The following is a 17,371-nucleotide window of genomic DNA, read 5'->3' on the forward strand; positions in this document are numbered from 1 at the left end:
GTGCTGGTGGACAAGCTGACACCGTGGTTCGGCGGGGAGCCGGAGCGCGGCGAGGTCGTCGTCTTCCACGACCCGGACAACTGGCTCGCCGGGGAGCCGACCCCCGAGTCGAACGTGGTGCAGGACTTCCTGAGCTTCATCGGCCTGATGCCGTCGTCCAAGGAGAAGGACCTGATCAAGCGGACGATCGCGGTCGGCGGCGACACCGTGGAGTGCGCCAAGGGCGGTCCCGTCAAGGTCAACGGGAAGGCGCTCGACGAGCCGTACATCTTCCCCGGCAACACGGCCTGTGACGACAAGCCCTTCGGACCGCTGAAGGTGCCCGAGGGCAAGATCTGGGTGATGGGCGACCACCGGCAGAACTCCCTGGACTCGCGCTACCACACCGACGAGGCGACCAAGGGCTTCGTGCCCGTCAAGGACGTCGTGGGACGGGCCGTGGTCGTGGCATGGCCGATCAACCGCTGGGCGACGCTGCCGGTCCCGGACACCTTCGACCAGCCGGGGATCAGCGCGGTGGCGGGCCTGGCCCCGGGAGCGGTCGGCATCGCGGGTGCGCTGCCTCTCGTGCTGTGGCGCCGCAGGAGGCTGACCGGCGGGCGTACCGCCGGGTAGGGTGCCGACTCGGATCAGCGATTGTCGATCTCCGGAGTGGGGGGACGCTGGGATGAGCGGACAAGGACGTACGAGTGACGGCCACGGCCGTCTCGGCAGCATGCTGTTGGGGCTGGCCGTGGCCGTCGGCTGTGTGCTCTTCCTCGGCGGGTTCGCCTGGGCGGCGGTGGTGTACAAGCCGTATACGGTGCCGACCCGGTCGATGACACCGACGGTGAACTCCGGCGACCGGGTACTCGCGCAGCGGATCGACGGCAGCGAGGTGCGCCGCGGCGACGTGGTGGTCTTCACCGATCCGGCGTGGGGCGACATGCCGATGGTGAAGCGGGTCATCGGGATCGGCGGCGACAGGATCGCCTGCTGCGAGAAGGGCGGCCGGCTCACCGTCAACGGCAAGCCCATTGACGAACCGTATCTGCACAGCAAGGGCCTCGCCTCGGCGGAGAACTTCACGGCGGAGGTGCCCAAGGGGCAGCTCTTCCTGCTGGGCGACGAGCGCACCGCGTCGCTGGACTCCCGGGTCCACCTGGAGGACGCCGGGCAGGGCTCCGTCCCCCGCGACGCGGTACAGGCCCGGGTGGACGCCATCGCCTGGCCGATGAACGGCATGGTCGAGCGGCCCGAGGCCTTCGCCGCCCTCCCCGGCGGGGTGTCGTCGCCCGGACCGCTGCGGTTGCAGCTCGCGGCGGTGCTCGTGGGCGTGGTGCTCATCCTGGGCGGCGCGGCGTACGGCCCGATCGCGGCACGGGCCTCGCGGGCGTCACGGAACAAGGGCGGAAAGGTGCCCGCCGGTGCGCACTGAGAAGCGGAAGGTCGCCCGCGTGGTCCTCCTGGACCCCGACGACCGGATCCTGCTGATGCACGGCTTCGAACCGGCGGACCCGGCGAGCACCTGGTGGTTCACCCCCGGCGGCGGCGTGGAGGGCGACGAGACCCGGGAGGAGGCCGCGCTGCGCGAGCTGACGGAGGAGACCGGGATCACCGACGTCGAGCTGGGGCCGCTGCTCTGGCAGCGAATGTGCTCGTTCCCGTTCGACGGACGCCGCTGGGACCAGGACGAGTGGTATTTCCTGGCCCGTACCAGGCAGACCGTCACCGACACCAGTGGGCAGACCGGGCTGGAGCAACGCAGTGTCACGGGTCTGAGGTGGTGGACCTCCGCCGAACTGTCGGCGGCGCGTGAGACGGTGTACCCGACCAGGCTCGCCGAGTTGCTGCGCACGCTGCTCGACGAGGGTCCTCCGCGTACGCCGCTGGTTCTCGACCCCGAAATCGCCTAAGCGCCCAGGGGGCCGGGGGCCTGGCGCACAATGGGGGGACGCACGGCTGAAGGGGAACATGCCAATGAGCGCCGAGGACCTCGAAAAGTACGAGACCGAGATGGAGCTGAAGCTCTACCGGGAGTACCGAGATGTCGTCGGTCTGTTCAAATATGTGATCGAGACCGAACGGCGCTTCTACCTCACCAACGACTACGAGATGCAGGTGCACTCGGTTCAGGGCGAGGTGTTTTTCGAAGTATCGATGGCGGACGCCTGGGTCTGGGACATGTACCGGCCCGCGCGGTTCGTCAAGCAGGTACGGGTGCTGACGTTCAAGGACGTCAACATCGAGGAGCTCAACAAGAGCGATCTCGAACTTCCGGGCGGCTGAGCCCACTCCCGAGGGCGTTGATTCGCCCTTGATTCCCACTTCCGGGTGGCCGGGATATCCACAATCCCAGGGTTTTCCACCAAGATCCACCGATCGGGACCGGACGCGTCAGAGTCGGTCCCGGAGGTGGTGCCGAAATGAACGCACGGGGGGCACTCGGGCGGTACGGCGAGGATCTGGCGGTGCGGCTGCTGGCCGGCGCCGGCATGTCCGTACTGGAACGGAACTGGCGCTGTCGCGCCGGTGAGATCGACATCGTCGCGATGGACGGCGACGCGCTCGTGGTCTGCGAGGTGAAGACCCGCAGGGCGGGCGCGTTCGAGCATCCGATGGCGGCCGTCACGCCGGTCAAGGCCGAGCGGCTGCGGCGGCTGGCCGGTATCTGGATCGACCGGCACGGCGGACCACCGCCCGGCGGCGTCCGGATCGACCTGGTCGGCGTGGTGCTGCCCAGGCGCGGAGCACCCGTGGCCGAGCACGCTCGGGGGGTGGCCTGATGGGGTTCGCGCGGGCGTGCTCGGTGGCGCTGGTCGGCGTCGAGGGTGTGGTGGTGGAGGTCCAGGCGGACCTGGAGGCGGGGGTGGCCGCGTTCACCCTGGTGGGGCTGCCGGACAAGAGCCTGGTGGAGAGCCGCGACCGGGTCAGGGCCGCGGTGGTGAACTCGGGGGCCGAGTGGCCGCAGAAGAAGCTCACGGTGGGCCTGTCACCGGCCTCGGTGCCGAAGGGCGGATCCGGATTCGACCTCGCCGTCGCCTGTGCGGTGCTGGGGGCGGCCGAGCGGATCGATCCGGCTTCCATCGCCGATGTGGTGATGATCGGTGAGCTGGGGCTCGACGGCCGGGTGCGGCCGGTACGCGGTGTGCTGCCGGCCGTGCTCGCCGCGGCGGAGGCCGGGTACCGGCAGGTCGTCGTGCCCGAGCAGACCGCGGGGGAGGCGGCGCTGGTCCCCGGGGTCTCCGTCCTCGGGGTACGGAGCCTGCGGCAGCTGATCGCCGTGCTCTGCGACGAGCCGGTGCCCGGCGAGCGGCAGGCACACGACGAGGGGCGCCCCGACACCATGCTGGCCGGGCTGATGGTGCCCGGTGCGGGCATCGGCACCGGGCTCGCCCGCGGCGCCGGGCAGGGCGACGGGAGTCCGCCGGATCTGGCGGACGTGGCGGGGCAGGAGCGGCCCCGCATGGCTCTGGAGGTCGCCGCGGCGGGCGGTCACCACCTGCTGCTCTCGGGTCCGCCGGGCGCCGGCAAGACCATGCTGGCCGAGCGGCTGCCGGCCATCCTGCCGGAGCTGACCAGGAAGGAATCCCTGGAGGTGACCGCCGTGCACTCGGTGGCGGGCATCCTGCCGCCGGGAGAGCCACTGGTCAGCCGGCCGCCCTACTGCGCACCCCACCACTCGGCGACGATGCAGTCGCTGGTCGGCGGTGGCAACGGACTGCCGAGGCCCGGTGCGGCCTCGCTGGCTCACCGGGGAATTCTCTTCCTGGACGAAGCGCCCGAATTCTCGGTGCGGGCGCTGGACGCGCTGCGCCAGCCGCTGGAATCGGGGCATGTGGTGGTGGCACGGAGCGCCGGGGTGGTGCGGCTGCCCGCCAGATTTCTGATGGTGCTGGCCGCCAACCCGTGCCCCTGCGGCCGGCACAGCCTCAGCGGCGCCGGCTGCGAATGCCCGCCATCCGCGGTCAGGCGCTATCAGGCGAGGCTCTCCGGGCCACTGCTCGACCGGGTCGATCTACGGGTGCTCGTCGATCCGGTCAGGCGCGAGGACCTGATGGGGCAGGGCGGCCGGGGCGAGTCGACGGCCGCCGTGGCGGCCCGGGTCCGGCAGGCCAGGGAGCGGGCCGCGGAGCGGCTCGCGGGCACCGCGTGGTCCACCAACAGCGAGGTGCCCGGGCATGAGCTGAGGACCAGGCTGGTCGCGGCCCCGGGCGCGCTGATGGAGGCCGAACGGGACATGGAACGCGGCACGCTCACCGCGCGGGGCCTGGACCGGGTGCTCAGGGTGGCGTGGACGGTCGCCGATCTGCGCGGCGCCGACCGCCCGGACGCCTCCGACATCGCGGTGGCGCTGGAACTGCGCACCGGGATTCCACGGGGCGCCCTGATGAACGCAGGGACGCCGTCATGAAGTGGCGGGTGGAGGACCCGTCGGTGGAGGCACGGGGGCGGGGCCCGGAACACGGCACGGGGGAGGAGCCCGGTGCCGGAGCGGGGCCTGGGGCGGCGGTGAGTGGTCAGGAGCGGCTGGCGCGGGCCGCGCTGACCCGCATCATCGAACCGGGGGACGAGCGCGGCGGCCGCTGGCTGCGTGAGTGCGGCGCCGTCGAGCTGATACGGCGGATCACCACCGGGGACGGCACCGCGGAGCAGCTGGGCGGAATGACCCCGAAGCGGCTCGCCGGGTACCGGCTGCGGGCCGAGAGCGCCGACCCCGGCCGGGACCTCTCGGCGGTCGCCGCGCTCGGCGGGCGGTTCATCTGCCCGGGGGACCGGGAATGGCCCAGCCAGCTCGATGACCTCGGGGACGCCAGGCCGACCGGCCTGTGGGTGCGGGGCCCCCGCGATCTACGCCTCTGGGCGCTGCGCTCGGTCGCCGTGGTCGGCGCCCGCGCCTGCACCTCCTACGGATCGCACATGGCGGCCGGCCTCGGCGCGGGACTCGCGGAGCTGGGGTGGGTGGTCGTGTCGGGAGCCGCTTTCGGGGTCGACGGGGCGGCGCACCGGGGCGCGCTCGCCGTCGGCGGGGCGACGATGGCGGTCCTGGCCTGCGGGGTGGACGTCCCCTACCCCCGGGGACACGCCGAGCTGATCGGACGGATCGCGCAACAGGGGCTCGTCATCGGCGAATTACCACCGTCCGATCATCCCACCCGCGGCAGATTCATCCTCCGGAACCGGGTCATCGCCGCGTTGACGCGCGGGACGGTCGTCGTCGAGGCCGAATACCGCAGTGGTTCACTCGTCACCGCGCGCTGCGCACAGCGGCTCGGCCGCTTCACCATGGGCGTGCCCGGACCCGCCACCAGTGGGCTGTCGGCAGGGGTCCATGAACTCCTGCGCGGAGAGGGCATCCTGGTGACCGATGCCGCCGAAGTCGCCGAACTGGTGGGGGACATCGGGGAACTGGCCCCGGCCAGAAGCGGCCCCGTGCACCCCAGGGACCTGCTCGACGCGGTCTCCGCCAGAGTCCTCGACGCCCTGCCGTACCGGGGTGCCCTCAGCGGGCGTGATGTGGCCCGCGCCGCCGGGACCAGCACCGACGAAGCGCTCGGCAGGCTGTACGAACTGCACTCACTGGGGTTCGTCGAACGGGATGGCGATGGATGGCAGTTGACGCCGCGACCGACTTGCAATGGCGACGCGCGGCGAGGCGGTACTTGACCTGGAGCATTCGGGTGAAAAGGTGATGCCGATGACCTCGGCGGACCTTCGGTGACGCCTCCGGGGCCGACGCGCACGGCGACGGCCCCGGACCTCGGCCATGCCGGATCGACCGGATTCGCACAGCGCCGATCCTCTATCCTGCGCGGACCGCGACATTATGGTCACGCTACGCTCACAAGGGTTCCGACTCAGACAAACGTCCCAGCACTTCACAGCAGAACGGCTCAAGGCACCACATGCCCCAGCACACCTCCGGGTCTGACCGCGCGGCAGCACCACCGGCTGCGCGTGGCACTGTGCGTCCCCCTGCCCCCTCCTCGCTCGACGAGTTGTGGCGTTCGTACAAGTCCACGGGCGACGAGCGGCTGAGGGAGCAGTTGATCCTGCACTACTCGCCGCTGGTGAAGTACGTGGCGGGCCGGGTGAGCGTGGGTCTGCCTTCCAACGTCGAGCAGGCGGACTTCGTCTCCTCGGGGGTCTTCGGACTGATCGACGCGATCGAGAAGTTCGACATCGAGCGCGCGATCAAGTTCGAGACCTACGCGATCACCCGCATCCGGGGCGCGATGATCGACGAACTCCGGGCACTGGACTGGATCCCGCGCTCGGTGCGCCAGAAGGCGCGGGCGGTGGAGCGCGCCTACGCCACGCTGGAGGCGCAGCTGCGGCGTACCCCTTCCGAGGCGGAGGTCGCCGCGGAGATGGGCATCGCGCTGGAGGAACTGCACGCGGTTTTCAGCCAGTTGTCGCTGGCGAACGTGGTCGCGCTGGAGGAGCTGCTGCATGTCGGCGGCGAGGGCGGCGACCGGCTCAGCCTGATGGACACCCTTGAGGACACCGCTGCCGACAATCCGGTGGAGGTCGCCGAGGACCGGGAGCTCAGACGGTTGCTGGCCCGGGCCATCAACACGCTCCCGGAGCGTGAGAAGACCGTTGTCACGCTTTACTACTACGAGGGCCTCACCCTCGCCGAGATCGGCAATGTCCTCGGGGTCACCGAGAGCCGGGTCAGCCAGATCCACACCAAATCGGTGCTGCAACTGCGCGCCAAGCTGGCCGACGCCGGACGCTGAGCCCCGCTCGCGGCCGGTGCCGGCCATGACTGCTTCGGCCATCGATCCGGGCCGCACCCGCCCCCTCGAACATCGGTCGCCGTACAGTGGACGCGTGCCCAGGATTCGAGCGGCCTCGGTGGCCGAGCACCGGACCATGCAGCGCGGCGCCCTCCTGGACGCCGCACGCTCCCTGCTGTCCGAGGGAGGTACGGAAGCGCTGACCTTCCCCGCCCTCGCCGAACGCACGGGCCTCGCCAGGTCCTCCGTGTATGAGTACTTCCGCTCCCGTGCGGCCGTCGTCGAAGAGCTCTGCGCCGTCGACTTCCCCATCTGGGCGGCCGAGGTCGAGAACGCGATGGAGCAGGCCACGACGCCCGAGGGCAAGATCGAGGCCTATGTGCGCCGGCAGCTCGACCTCGTCGGGGACCGTCGCCACCGGGCGGTCGTCGCCATTTCGGCGAGCGAACTGGACGCCGGGGCGCGCGAGAAGATCAGGGCCGCGCACGGCGGGCTGATCGCCATGATCGTGGAGGCGCTCGGCGACCTCGGCCACGCGCAGCCGAGGCTGGCGGCGATGCTGCTCCAGGGTTCGGTGGACGCCGCGGTGCGACGTATCGAACTGGCCGTCGCCGAGGAGCCGGCCGTGATCGCGGACACCGCCGTCGCCATGATCCTGCGGGGCGTCCAGGGCGCACGGGGCTGACGCCGCCGTCGCGACGCGGCGGCCGCGAGCAGAACGCCGGGGGCGGCGAGCCCGTCCCCGGTCCCTCCGGCGGAGTGCGCGGGTCCGGGCTCGGGTACGCCGAACACCGGGAGCAGCCGGGAAGGACCCCGTCGCAGCAGTGACGGCGGCAGCAGCGACAGCGGATCCAGATATGTGTCACCGCGCCGCAGTCCCCAGTGCAGACAGCCCGCCGCGCAGTGGAAGGGCCCCGCCTCCACGACCGCCACCACCTGCCCCGCCGTCACCTTCTCCCCCTTCGCGACGAGCGCGCGCACCGGTTCGTACGTGGTCCGCAGCGGCGGATCACCGCTGCCGGCCACCTCGATCGCCAGCACCCCGCGTCCCGCCACCCGCCCCGCGAACGAGACCTGCCCCGAGGCGGCGGCGAGCACCGCCGCACTCGGCTCCGCGGCGAGGTCGACCCCGCGATGGCCCCGCCCGTAGGGTCCGGCCGGGGGCTCCCAGCTCCGTACGACCGCGGGCGGCCCGGCGAGCGGCCAGCTCCGGTCGCCATCCGGTCCTGGCCCCGGCGCCGCCCCCGTCCCCCTCCCCGGCTCCGGTGCGGGGGCGGGTGTCGGCGTCGGTGTGCCGGCCGCGCCGGCCGGCGGACCGCACACCACCACCGCCACCACCGCCAGCAGGGCCACCACCGCCACGACAAGCACCTCCCGCACCCGGGGAGCAGCTCTGCCGCGACGGGCGCCCGCACCCGCAACCACCAGGTCGGTCGGGTCGGTCGGGTCGGTCAGGGTGGTCGGATCAGGTGTGCATCGCATGGCAGAACCGTCCCGCAGACCCCCGGTCCGCGGGGATCATGAACCGGATCTGTGGACAACCAACCGGTTGTGGACAGCGCCGTCACCCGGCACTCGGGCCGTCCCGTACACTTCCTATGGCGATCCGGGTCACCGGGTCGACTTCGCACGCCCCGCCACCTCCCTCTTCGCGGACGGTGGCCGCGCTCCTCGGTCCCTCGTGGCACGGCGCGTCGGGGCGTCAGGCGCGGCAGCAATCCTGCGGTCGCGACAACCGAGCACCTCAAGGAGTACGGCCATGGCCGTCGTCACGATGCGGGAGCTGCTGGAAAGCGGCGTCCACTTCGGTCACCAGACCCGTCGCTGGAACCCGAAGATGAAGCGCTTCATCTTCACCGAGCGCAACGGCATCTACATCATCGACCTGCTCCAGTCGCTGTCGTACATCGACCGCGCCTACGAGTTCGTCAAGGAGACCGTCGCCCACGGCGGCTCCATCATGTTCGTGGGTACGAAGAAGCAGGCCCAGGAGGCCATCGCCGAGCAGGCGACGCGCGTCGGCATGCCGTACGTCAACCAGCGTTGGCTCGGTGGCATGCTCACCAACTTCTCCACCGTCTACAAGCGCCTTCAGCGTCTGAAGGAGCTTGAGCTCATCGACTTCGAGGACGTGGCCGCCTCCGGCCTCACCAAGAAGGAGCTCCTGGTTCTCTCCCGCGAGAAGGCCAAGCTGGAGAAGACCCTCGGTGGTATCCGCGAGATGCAGAAGGTGCCGAGCGCCGTCTGGATCGTCGACACCAAGAAGGAGCACATCGCCGTCGGTGAGGCGCGCAAGCTCCACATCCCGGTCGTCGCGATCCTCGACACCAACTGTGACCCCGACGAGGTCGACTACAAGATTCCGGGCAACGACGACGCGATCCGCTCCGTCACCCTGCTCACCCGCGTGATCGCCGACGCCGTCGCCGAGGGCCTCATCGCCCGTTCCGGTGCCGCCACCGGTGACTCGAAGCCGGGCGAGAAGGCCGCCGGCGAGCCGCTCGCCGAGTGGGAGCGCGACCTGCTCGAGGGCGACAAGAAGGCCGACGCCGAGGTCCAGACCTCCGCCGAGACCGAGAAGGTCGCGGACGCCGAGACCGCCGAGGCCCCCGCCGCCGAGGCTGCTGTCGAGACCCCCGCTGCCGAGGCCCCGGCCGCGGACGCCGAGCAGGCCTGACACCCGTCACGGCTGATGACGGCGGGGGCCGGTGCCACAAGCACCGCCCCCGCCGTTCACCCGTAGATCTTTCAGACTTCGAGAGAGAAATACAGACTCATGGCGAACTACACCGCCGCTGACGTCAAGAAGCTCCGCGAGCTGACCGGCGCCGGCATGATGGACTGCAAGAAGGCGCTCGACGAGGCCGACGGCAACGTCGACAAGGCCGTCGAGGCGCTCCGTATCAAGGGTCAGAAGGGCGTCGCCAAGCGCGAGGGCCGTTCTGCCGAGAACGGCGCCGTCGTCTCCCTCATCTCCGAGGACCAGACGTCCGGTGTTCTGCTGGAGCTGAAGTGCGAGACGGACTTCGTCGCCAAGGGCGAGAAGTTCCAGGCTGTCGCCAACACGCTCGCCGCCCACGTCGCCGCGACCTCCCCGGCCGACCTGGAGGCGCTGCTCGCCTCCGAGATCGAGGCCGGCAAGACCGTCCAGGCGTACGTCGACGAGGCCAACGCCAACCTCGGCGAGAAGATCGTCCTGGACCGCTTCGCGCAGTTCTCCGGCGCGTACGTCTCCGCGTACATGCACCGCACCATGCCCGACCTGCCGCCGCAGATCGGTGTTCTGGTCGAGCTGGACAAGGCTGACGCCGAGCTGGCCAAGGGCATCGCGCAGCACATCGCCGCGTTCGCCCCGAAGTACCTGTCCCGCGAGGACGTCCCGGCCGAGGTCGTCGAGGCCGAGCGCCGCGTCGCCGAGGAGACCACGCGCGCCGAGGGCAAGCCCGAGGCCGCGCTCCCGAAGATCGTCGAGGGTCGCGTCAACGGCTTCTTCAAGGAGGCCACCCTTCTTGGCCAGCCGTACGCGCTGGACAACAAGAAGTCCGTCCAGAAGGTTCTGGACGAGGCCGGTGTCACCCTGAAGCGCTTCACGCGCATCAAGGTCGGCATCTGAGTCCGTCCGCGAACAACGGTGGACCCCGATAGGGTCTAGTGCAGTCGTCGGCCGCACTCACGCCGTACGACCGCAGATCTGACGAGGAGGCCATTGCCGCTGAGGGACACCAGACCCACCGGCAATGGCCTTCTTCGTATGTGCACGAGGAGAATCTCCATGAACAAGGGCGCGGACGCCGCAAAAGGTGACCACAAGCGCGACGACGGCAAGGTGGCCGGACGCTTCATGCTGAAGCTGTCCGGAGAGGCGTTCGCCGGCGGCGGGGGTCTCGGTGTCGACCCCGACGTCGTACACGCCATCGCCCGGGAAATCGCGGCGGTCGTCCGTGACGGCGCGGAAATCGCGATCGTCATCGGCGGCGGCAACTTCTTCCGCGGCGCCGAGCTCCAGCAGCGCGGCATGGACCGGGCCCGGTCCGACTACATGGGCATGCTCGGCACGGTCATGAACTGCCTGGCGCTCCAGGACTTCCTGGAGAAGGAAGGCATCGACTCCCGCGTCCAGACCGCCATCACCATGGGGCAGGTCGCGGAGCCGTACATCCCGCTGCGCGCCGTGCGCCACCTGGAGAAGGGCCGCGTCGTCATCTTCGGCGCCGGCATGGGGATGCCGTACTTCTCCACCGACACCACTGCCGCCCAGCGCGCCCTGGAGATCGACGCGGAGGGTCTCCTCATGGGCAAGAACGGGGTGGACGGGGTCTACGACTCCGACCCGAAGAGCAACCCCGACGCGGTGAAGTTCGACGCGCTCGAGTACAGCGAGGTTCTCGCCCGCGATCTCAAGGTCGCCGACGCCACCGCCATCACGCTCTGCCGCGACAACGACCTGCCGATCCTCGTCTTCGAGCTGACCGCCACCGGCAATATCGCCCGCGCGGTCAAGGGTGAGAAGATCGGCACGCTCGTGAGTGACCGGAGCACCCGGGTCTGAGGACCGGGGGACCTTCCCGGAGTACGACGGGGAGGTCCGGGCCCCCGGGGAAACCCCGGGACCGGCCCCGAAGGATGGACAACGGCCTGCCGGTCGGACACCGTGCAGGTGAGGACGCGACGCAGGACCCGCCGGGCCCCAGCACGACGGGCCCACTCAAGACACGCAGGAGCACGTGGTGATCGAAGAAACCCTCCTCGAGGCCGAGGAGAAGATGGAGAAGGCCGTAGTCGTCGCGAAAGAGGACTTCGCCGCGATCCGTACCGGCCGTGCGCACCCGGCGATGTTCAACAAGATCGTCGCCGACTACTACGGCGCGCTGACCCCGATCAACCAGCTCGCCTCGTTCTCGGTGCCCGAGCCGCGCATGGCCGTCGTGACGCCGTTCGACAAGACCGCGCTGCGCAACATCGAGCAGGCCATCCGCGACTCGGACCTCGGCGTCAACCCGAGCAACGACGGCAACATCATCCGGGTGACCTTCCCGGAGCTCACCGAGGAGCGCCGCCGCGACTACATCAAGGTCGCCAAGAGCAAGGCCGAGGACTCCAAGATCTCCATCCGCGCCGTGCGCCGCAAGGCCAAGGAGACCCTCGACAAGCTGGTCAAGGACAAGGAGTCGGGCGAGGACGAGGTGCGCCGCGCCGAGAAGGAGCTCGACGACACCACCGCGAAGTACGTCGCGCAGGTCGACGAGCTGCTCAAGCACAAGGAAGCCGAGCTGCTCGAAGTCTGATGAACGACTCTTCCTGGGGCGCCCCGCAGGGAGCCGGCCACTGGGGTGTGCCCGAGATGCAGGCTGCTCCGGCGGGTCCTGCATACGATGTGCATGGCGCCCAGCAGACTCGGCCCATGCCCATCGTGCCGGACGATCCCGACGCAGGTAGAGACGCTGACGACCGTGATGACCGGGACCAGGGGGCCGGACGCCCGAGCGGCGGCCCCCTGTTCCGTGACGAGAAGCCGCAGGAGCCCATGTCCACCGCGCCGCCGCCCCCGCAGAAGAAACGTGCGGGCCGTGATCTGCGAGCCGCCATAGGGGTCGGTGTGGGGCTCGGCGCCATCATCGTCGCTTCCCTGTTCATCGTGAAGGCCGTCTTCGTCGGTGTGATCGTGGTCGCCGTCGTCGTGGGCCTCTGGGAGCTCACCTCACGGCTCCAGGAGCGCAAGGGCATCAAGGCGCCGCTCGTCCCGCTGGCGGTGGGCGGCGCGGCGATGGTGGTGGCCGGTTACGCGAAGGGCGCCGAAGGCGCCTGGGTGGCGATGGCGCTGACCGCGCTCGCGGTGCTCGTCTGGCGGATGACCGAACCGCCCGAGGGCTACCTCAAGGACGTCACGGCCGGTGTGTTCGCGGCGTTCTACGTGCCGTTCCTCGCCACGTTCGTCGCCATGCTCCTGACCGCCGACGACGGGCCGCAGCGGGTGCTCACCTTCCTGCTGCTGACCGTGGTCAGCGACACGGGTGCGTACGCCGTCGGCTGGCGCTTCGGCAAGCACAAGCTGGCGCCGCGCATCAGCCCCGGAAAGACCCGGGAGGGCCTGCTCGGGGCCGTCGCCTTCGCGATGGTCGCCGGTGCGCTGTGCATGCAGTTCCTGATCGACGGCGGTTCCTGGTGGCAGGGGCTGCTGCTCGGGCTCGCGGTCGCGGCCAGCGCCACCCTCGGGGACCTGGGTGAATCGATGATCAAGCGGGACCTCGGGATCAAGGACATGGGCACGCTGCTGCCGGGGCACGGCGGCATCATGGACCGGCTGGACTCGCTGCTGCCGACCGCCCCGGTGGTCTGGCTGCTGCTGGTGCTGTTCGTCGGATCCAGCTGAGAACAGGGTCCTGACCTGGGACTTTACGAGTGAGGGCCCGCTGTCCACAGGACGGCGGGCCCTCACTGTTCTGTCTGCGACACTGGAAGAACCATGCCTAAGCCCGGAGAACTCACTTTCGTCGCGCCCCGCGGAGCCAAGAAGCCGCCGCGGCACCTCGCCGACCTCACGCCCGCCGAGCGCAAGGAAGCCGTCGCCGCGATCGGCGAGAAGCCGTTCCGCGCCCAGCAGCTCTCGCAGCACTACTTCGCGCGGTACGCGCACGACCCGGCGGAATGGACCAACATCCCGGCCGGATCGCGGACCAAGCTCGCCGAGGCGATGTTCCCCGACCTGATGTCGGTGGTCCGCCACATCAGCTGCGACGACGACACCACCCGCAAGACCCTGTGGAAGCTGCACGACGGGACGCTCGTCGAGTCCGTCCTGATGCGCTACCCGGAGCGGGTCACGATGTGCATCTCCTCGCAGGCCGGCTGCGGGATGAACTGCCCGTTCTGTGCCACGGGACAGGCCGGTCTCGACCGCAACCTGTCGACCGCCGAGATCGTCCACCAGATCGTGGACGGCATGCGGGCGCTGCGCGACGGCGAGGTCCCCGGCGGTCCGGCGCGGCTCTCCAACATCGTCTTCATGGGCATGGGCGAGCCGCTCGCCAACTACAACCGGGTGGTCGGCGCGATCCGCCGGCTGACCGACCCGGAGCCGGACGGGCTGGGGCTCTCGCAGCGCGGGATCACCGTCTCCACCGTGGGTCTGGTTCCCGCGATGCTCCGCTTCGCGGACGAGGGCTTCAAGTGCCGCCTCGCCGTCTCGCTGCACGCGCCGGACGACGAGCTGCGCGACACCCTCGTACCCGTGAACACCCGCTGGAAGGTCGGCGAGGTGCTGGACGCCGCGTGGGAGTACGCGGAGAAGTCCGGCCGCCGCATCTCCATCGAGTACGCGCTCATCCGCGACATCAACGACCAGGCGTGGCGCGGTGACCGGCTCGGCCGGCTTCTCAAGGGCAAGCGGGTGCACGTCAACCTGATTCCGCTGAACCCCACGCCCGGTTCCAAGTGGACCGCCTCGCGGCCCGAGGACGAGAAGGCGTTCGTCGAGGCGATCGCCGCCCACGGGGTGCCGGTCACCGTGCGGGACACCCGCGGCCAGGAGATCGACGGGGCCTGCGGGCAGCTGGCGGCAGCCGAGCGCTGAGGCGGAAACGGCCCGTGTAATCTGGGCCCGAAATCAACTTCATATTCCGACAGGGGAGCGCCACAGCGCTGAGAGTGCGGCACCGAGGACAGGTCGGCCGCAGACCCTCTGAACCTCGCCCGGGTCATTCCGGGTAGGAAGTTCGGTCATCAACTCATGCTGTTGCGCCCTGCCCGCTTCCCGCGGGCAGGGCCGCGTCTCTTCCTGGCCAAAACCCAGGAGGAATCCACAATGACCACCACGCGCAGGACCAGGCAGCTCGCGGCTTCGGCCGTCGCCGCCGCGCTCGGCGTCACCGCACTCGCCGGCTGCGGGAGCTCCGACGACTCCGCCGCCGGTTCCGGCGGCACGAAGGGCTCGGGCTCCAAGACCGTGACCCTCGTCAGCCACGACTCCTTCAACGCCTCCAAGGACGTACTGAAGGAGTTCACCGAGGAGACCGGATACACCGTCAAGGTGCTGAAGAGCGGCGACGCGGGTGTCGCGCTCAACCAGGAGATCCTCACCAAGGGCTCCCCGCGCGGCGACGTGTTCTTCGGTGTCGACAACACCCTGCTCTCCCGCGCCCTCGACAGCGGGCTGTTCACGCCGTACCGGGCGAAGGGCATCGACCGGGTCGCGGCGGACACCCTGCTCGACGCCGACAAGCACCGGGTCACCCCGGTCGACACCGGCGACATCTGCGTCAACTACGACAAGAATTACTTCGCGGACAAGAAGCTCGCGCCGCCGCAGTCCTTCGACGACCTGGCGAAGCCCGCGTACAAGGACCTGCTCGTCACCGAGAACGCGGGGACCTCGTCGCCCGGCCTCGGCTTCCTCCTCGGCACCGTCGCCACCTACGGCGAGAAGGGCTACCAGGACTACTGGAAGAAGCTGGAGCGCAACGGCGTCAAGGTCGTCGACGGCTGGGAGCAGGCGTACAACGAGGAGTTCTCCGGCTCGGCCGGCGGGAAGAAGGCCAAGGCGGAGCGGCCGCTCGTCGTCTCGTACGCCTCCAGCCCGCCCGTCGAGGTGCTGTACGCGAAGCCGCAGCCGGCGAAGGCGCCGACCGGTGTCGCCACCGGGACCTGCTTCCGGCAGATCGAGTTCGCCGGACTGCTGAAGGGTGCGAGGAACGAGGCGGGCGGCAAGGCCCTGCTGGACTTCCTGATCAGCAAGAAGTTCCAGGAGGACATGCCGCTCAACATGTTCGTCAACCCGGTCACCAAGGACGCGGCGCTGCCGGAGCTCTTCACGAAGTTCGGCGCGACGGTGGACAGCCCGACGACCGTGGCCCCGGACCGGATCGCCAAGAACCGTGAGCAGTGGGTCCAGTCGTGGTCCTCGCTCGTAGTGAAGTAGCCGAGAGCCCCGTACGCGGAGCGGACGCGGGCGGGTCGGGCGGCCCGGGAAGGCGCACCCGCGCACCGGGGTCCGCCCGCGCGAAGGCCCGGCGCGGGAGCGCGGTGCGGCTCGGTCTGATGGCTGTGCCCGTCGCGTTCTTCGCGCTGTTCTTCGCCTATCCGGTCGCCGCGATCGTCGGCCGTGGCCTGAAGGTGGACGGCGTCTGGCAGTTCGGCCGGATCGGCGAGGTGCTGGCCCGGCCGGACATCCGCGACGTCCTCTGGTTCACCACCTGGCAGGCGCTCGCCTCGACCGCGCTGACCCTGCTGATCGCGCTGCCCGGCGCCTATGTCTTCGCCCGCTTCGACTTCCCCGGCAAACAACTGCTGCGGGCGGTCGTCACGGTGCCGTTCGTCCTGCCGACCGTGGTCGTCGGGACGGCCTTCCTGGCGCTGCTGGGACGCGGCGGATTCCTCGACGAACTCTGGGGCGTACGGCTCGACACCACCGTGTGGGCGATCCTGCTCGCCCATGTCTTCTTCAACTACGCGGTGGTCGTACGGACGGTCGGCGGGCTGTGGTCGCAGCTCGACCCCCGGCAGGAGGAGGCCGCCAGGGTGCTCGGCGCGGGACGGTTCGCCGCCTGGCGGCGGGTAACCCTGCCGGCCCTGGCACCCGCCGTGGCCGCCGCCGCGCTGATGGTCTTCCTCTTCACCTTCACCTCCTTCGGGGTCGTGCAGATCCTCGGCGGCCCCGGTTTCGCCACCCTCGAAGTGGAGATCTACCGGCAGACCGCGCAACTGCTCGCCCTGCCGACGGCCGCCGTGCTGACGCTGGTGCAGTTCGCCGCGGTCGGCGCGATCCTCGCCGTGCACGCGTGGACCGTACGGCGCCGGGAGACCGCGCTGAAGCTGGTCGATCCCGCGCAGACCGCCCGCAGGCCGCGCGGCGCCGGGCAGTGGGCGCTGCTCGGCGGGGTGCTGCTGACCGTGCTGCTGCTGATCCTGCTGCCGCTCGGGGTGCTGGTCGAGCGCTCCGTGGACACCGCCGACGGCCACGGCCTCGACTTCTACCGTGCGCTGGGGTCCGTGGACGCGGGCGGCGGAACGTTCCTGGTCGCGCCGCTCGAAGCGATCTGGAACTCCCTGCAGTACGCGCTGGTCGCGACGGTCATCGCGCTGGTCATCGGCGGGCTCGCCGCCGCGGCGCTGACCCGGCGCGCCGGCCGGCTGGTGCGCGGTTTCGACGCGCTGCTGATGCTGCCGCTCGGGGTGTCCGCGGTCACCGTCGGCTTCGGTTTCCTGATCACCCTGGACAAGCCGCCGCTGGATCTGCGGACCTCCTGGATCCTGGTGCCGCTCGCCCAGGCGCTGGTCGGTGTGCCGTTCGTCGTACGGACCATGCTGCCCGTGCTGCGCGCGGTGGACGGGCGGCTGAGGGAGGCGGCCGCGGTGCTCGGCGCCTCGCCGCTGCGGGCCTGGCGGGAGGTCGATCTGCCGCTGGTGCGGCGGGCGTTGCTGGTCGCTGCCGGTTTCGCGTTCGCCGTCTCGCTCGGTGAGTTCGGTGCGACGGTGTTCATCGCCCGGCCCGACCGCCCGACGCTGCCGGTCGCCGTGGCCCGGCTGCTGGGGCGGGCCGGGGAGCTCAACTACGGCCAGGCGATGGCCCTGAGCACCATCCTGATGGTGGTCTGCGCCGTCTCGCTGCTGCTGCTCGAACGTATCCGCACGGACCGGTCCGGGGAGTTCTAGAA

The 17,371-nt window shown here is 70.4% G+C and carries 17 protein-coding genes, 1 pseudogene and 1 riboswitch; of the genes and pseudogenes, 17 read left to right on the forward strand and 1 reads right to left on the reverse strand.

Features of this window, described 5'->3' with window-relative positions; translation table 11 throughout:
- The 9 genes from lepB (ACFVH0_RS12035) to ACFVH0_RS12075 form a co-directional block, all read left to right on the forward strand.
- A partial coding sequence (gene lepB / locus ACFVH0_RS12035) for a signal peptidase I (RefSeq protein WP_385819440.1) occupies positions 1-615 on the forward strand: 615 nt, incomplete at its 5' end.
- A 52-nt stretch (positions 616-667) separates the two neighbouring features.
- Positions 668-1,417 carry a signal peptidase I gene (lepB, locus tag ACFVH0_RS12040; RefSeq protein ID WP_385819441.1) on the forward strand — a complete coding sequence of 250 codons (750 nt, stop codon included), beginning with the start codon at positions 668-670 and terminating at the stop codon, positions 1,415-1,417.
- The gene (locus tag ACFVH0_RS12045) at positions 1,407-1,895 is read left to right on the forward strand and encodes an NUDIX hydrolase (protein ID WP_385819442.1); all 489 of its coding nucleotides are present in this window, start codon (positions 1,407-1,409) and stop codon (positions 1,893-1,895) included. The genes lepB (ACFVH0_RS12040) and ACFVH0_RS12045 overlap by 11 nt, the downstream gene beginning before the upstream one ends.
- 64 nt (positions 1,896-1,959) lie before the next feature.
- Positions 1,960-2,268 (forward strand): DUF2469 domain-containing protein, encoded by a 309-nt coding sequence (locus tag ACFVH0_RS12050; protein ID WP_003965949.1) that lies wholly within the window; start codon positions 1,960-1,962, stop codon positions 2,266-2,268.
- Between the two features lie 137 nt (positions 2,269-2,405).
- Positions 2,406-2,765: a YraN family protein gene (locus ACFVH0_RS12055; RefSeq protein WP_385819443.1), complete on the forward strand. Its 360-nt coding sequence runs from the start codon at positions 2,406-2,408 to the stop codon at positions 2,763-2,765.
- The gene (locus ACFVH0_RS12060) at positions 2,765-4,393 is read left to right on the forward strand and encodes a YifB family Mg chelatase-like AAA ATPase (RefSeq protein ID WP_385819444.1); all 1,629 of its coding nucleotides are present in this window, start codon (positions 2,765-2,767) and stop codon (positions 4,391-4,393) included. Before ACFVH0_RS12055 ends, ACFVH0_RS12060 begins: the two co-directional genes overlap by 1 nt.
- Entirely contained in the window at positions 4,390-5,646 is a 1,257-nt protein-coding gene (gene dprA / locus ACFVH0_RS12065) for a DNA-processing protein DprA (protein ID WP_385819445.1), read from the forward strand. Before ACFVH0_RS12060 ends, dprA begins: the two co-directional genes overlap by 4 nt.
- Before the next feature lie 239 nt (positions 5,647-5,885).
- Positions 5,886-6,722 (forward strand): RNA polymerase sigma factor WhiG, encoded by an 837-nt coding sequence (gene whiG / locus ACFVH0_RS12070; protein WP_266688323.1) that lies wholly within the window; start codon positions 5,886-5,888, stop codon positions 6,720-6,722.
- Positions 6,723-6,840: 118 nt separating this feature from the next.
- Positions 6,841-7,407 carry a TetR/AcrR family transcriptional regulator gene (locus tag ACFVH0_RS12075; RefSeq protein WP_385819483.1) on the forward strand — a complete coding sequence of 189 codons (567 nt, stop codon included), beginning with the start codon at positions 6,841-6,843 and terminating at the stop codon, positions 7,405-7,407.
- A gap of 221 nt (positions 7,408-7,628) precedes the next feature.
- On the opposite strand, the pseudogene ACFVH0_RS12080 reads toward ACFVH0_RS12075, so the two are convergent.
- Positions 7,629-8,204: pseudogene (locus ACFVH0_RS12080) on the reverse strand (peptidoglycan DD-metalloendopeptidase family protein); the annotation flags it as partial.
- A gap of 277 nt (positions 8,205-8,481) precedes the next feature.
- Between ACFVH0_RS12080 and rpsB the strand changes: the two are divergent.
- From rpsB to ACFVH0_RS12120, 8 genes are all read left to right on the forward strand, one after another.
- Positions 8,482-9,399 carry a 30S ribosomal protein S2 gene (gene rpsB, locus ACFVH0_RS12085; RefSeq protein WP_385819446.1) on the forward strand — a complete coding sequence of 306 codons (918 nt, stop codon included), beginning with the start codon at positions 8,482-8,484 and terminating at the stop codon, positions 9,397-9,399.
- Between the two features lie 99 nt (positions 9,400-9,498).
- Entirely contained in the window at positions 9,499-10,335 is an 837-nt protein-coding gene (gene tsf, locus ACFVH0_RS12090) for a translation elongation factor Ts (RefSeq protein ID WP_124716120.1), read from the forward strand.
- A 159-nt stretch (positions 10,336-10,494) separates the two neighbouring features.
- Positions 10,495-11,271, forward strand: coding sequence for a UMP kinase (gene pyrH / locus ACFVH0_RS12095; RefSeq protein WP_385819447.1), 777 nt, complete (start codon positions 10,495-10,497; stop codon positions 11,269-11,271).
- 178 nt (positions 11,272-11,449) lie between these two features.
- Entirely contained in the window at positions 11,450-12,007 is a 558-nt protein-coding gene (gene frr / locus ACFVH0_RS12100) for a ribosome recycling factor (protein WP_093545310.1), read from the forward strand.
- Complete coding sequence (locus ACFVH0_RS12105; RefSeq protein ID WP_385819448.1) at positions 12,007-13,092, forward strand: phosphatidate cytidylyltransferase; 1,086 nt, start codon at positions 12,007-12,009, stop codon at positions 13,090-13,092. The genes frr and ACFVH0_RS12105 overlap by 1 nt, the downstream gene beginning before the upstream one ends.
- Before the next feature lie 93 nt (positions 13,093-13,185).
- Positions 13,186-14,292, forward strand: a complete 1,107-nt coding sequence (rlmN, locus tag ACFVH0_RS12110) for a 23S rRNA (adenine(2503)-C(2))-methyltransferase RlmN (RefSeq protein ID WP_124716117.1) — start codon at positions 13,186-13,188, stop codon at positions 14,290-14,292.
- A 41-nt stretch (positions 14,293-14,333) separates the two neighbouring features.
- Positions 14,334-14,450, forward strand: a riboswitch (TPP riboswitch).
- A gap of 73 nt (positions 14,451-14,523) precedes the next feature.
- Positions 14,524-15,636, forward strand: a complete 1,113-nt coding sequence (locus ACFVH0_RS12115) for a thiamine ABC transporter substrate binding subunit (RefSeq protein WP_385819449.1) — start codon at positions 14,524-14,526, stop codon at positions 15,634-15,636.
- Between the two features lie 119 nt (positions 15,637-15,755).
- On the forward strand, positions 15,756-17,369 hold the full coding sequence (locus tag ACFVH0_RS12120) for an ABC transporter permease (RefSeq protein WP_385819450.1): 1,614 nt from the start codon (positions 15,756-15,758) through the stop codon (positions 17,367-17,369).
- Positions 17,370-17,371 lie beyond the last annotated feature (2 nt).

The organism is Streptomyces sp. NPDC127117, from assembly GCF_042677325.1.
In the GTDB taxonomy this organism is placed as follows: domain Bacteria; phylum Actinomycetota; class Actinomycetes; order Streptomycetales; family Streptomycetaceae; genus Streptomyces.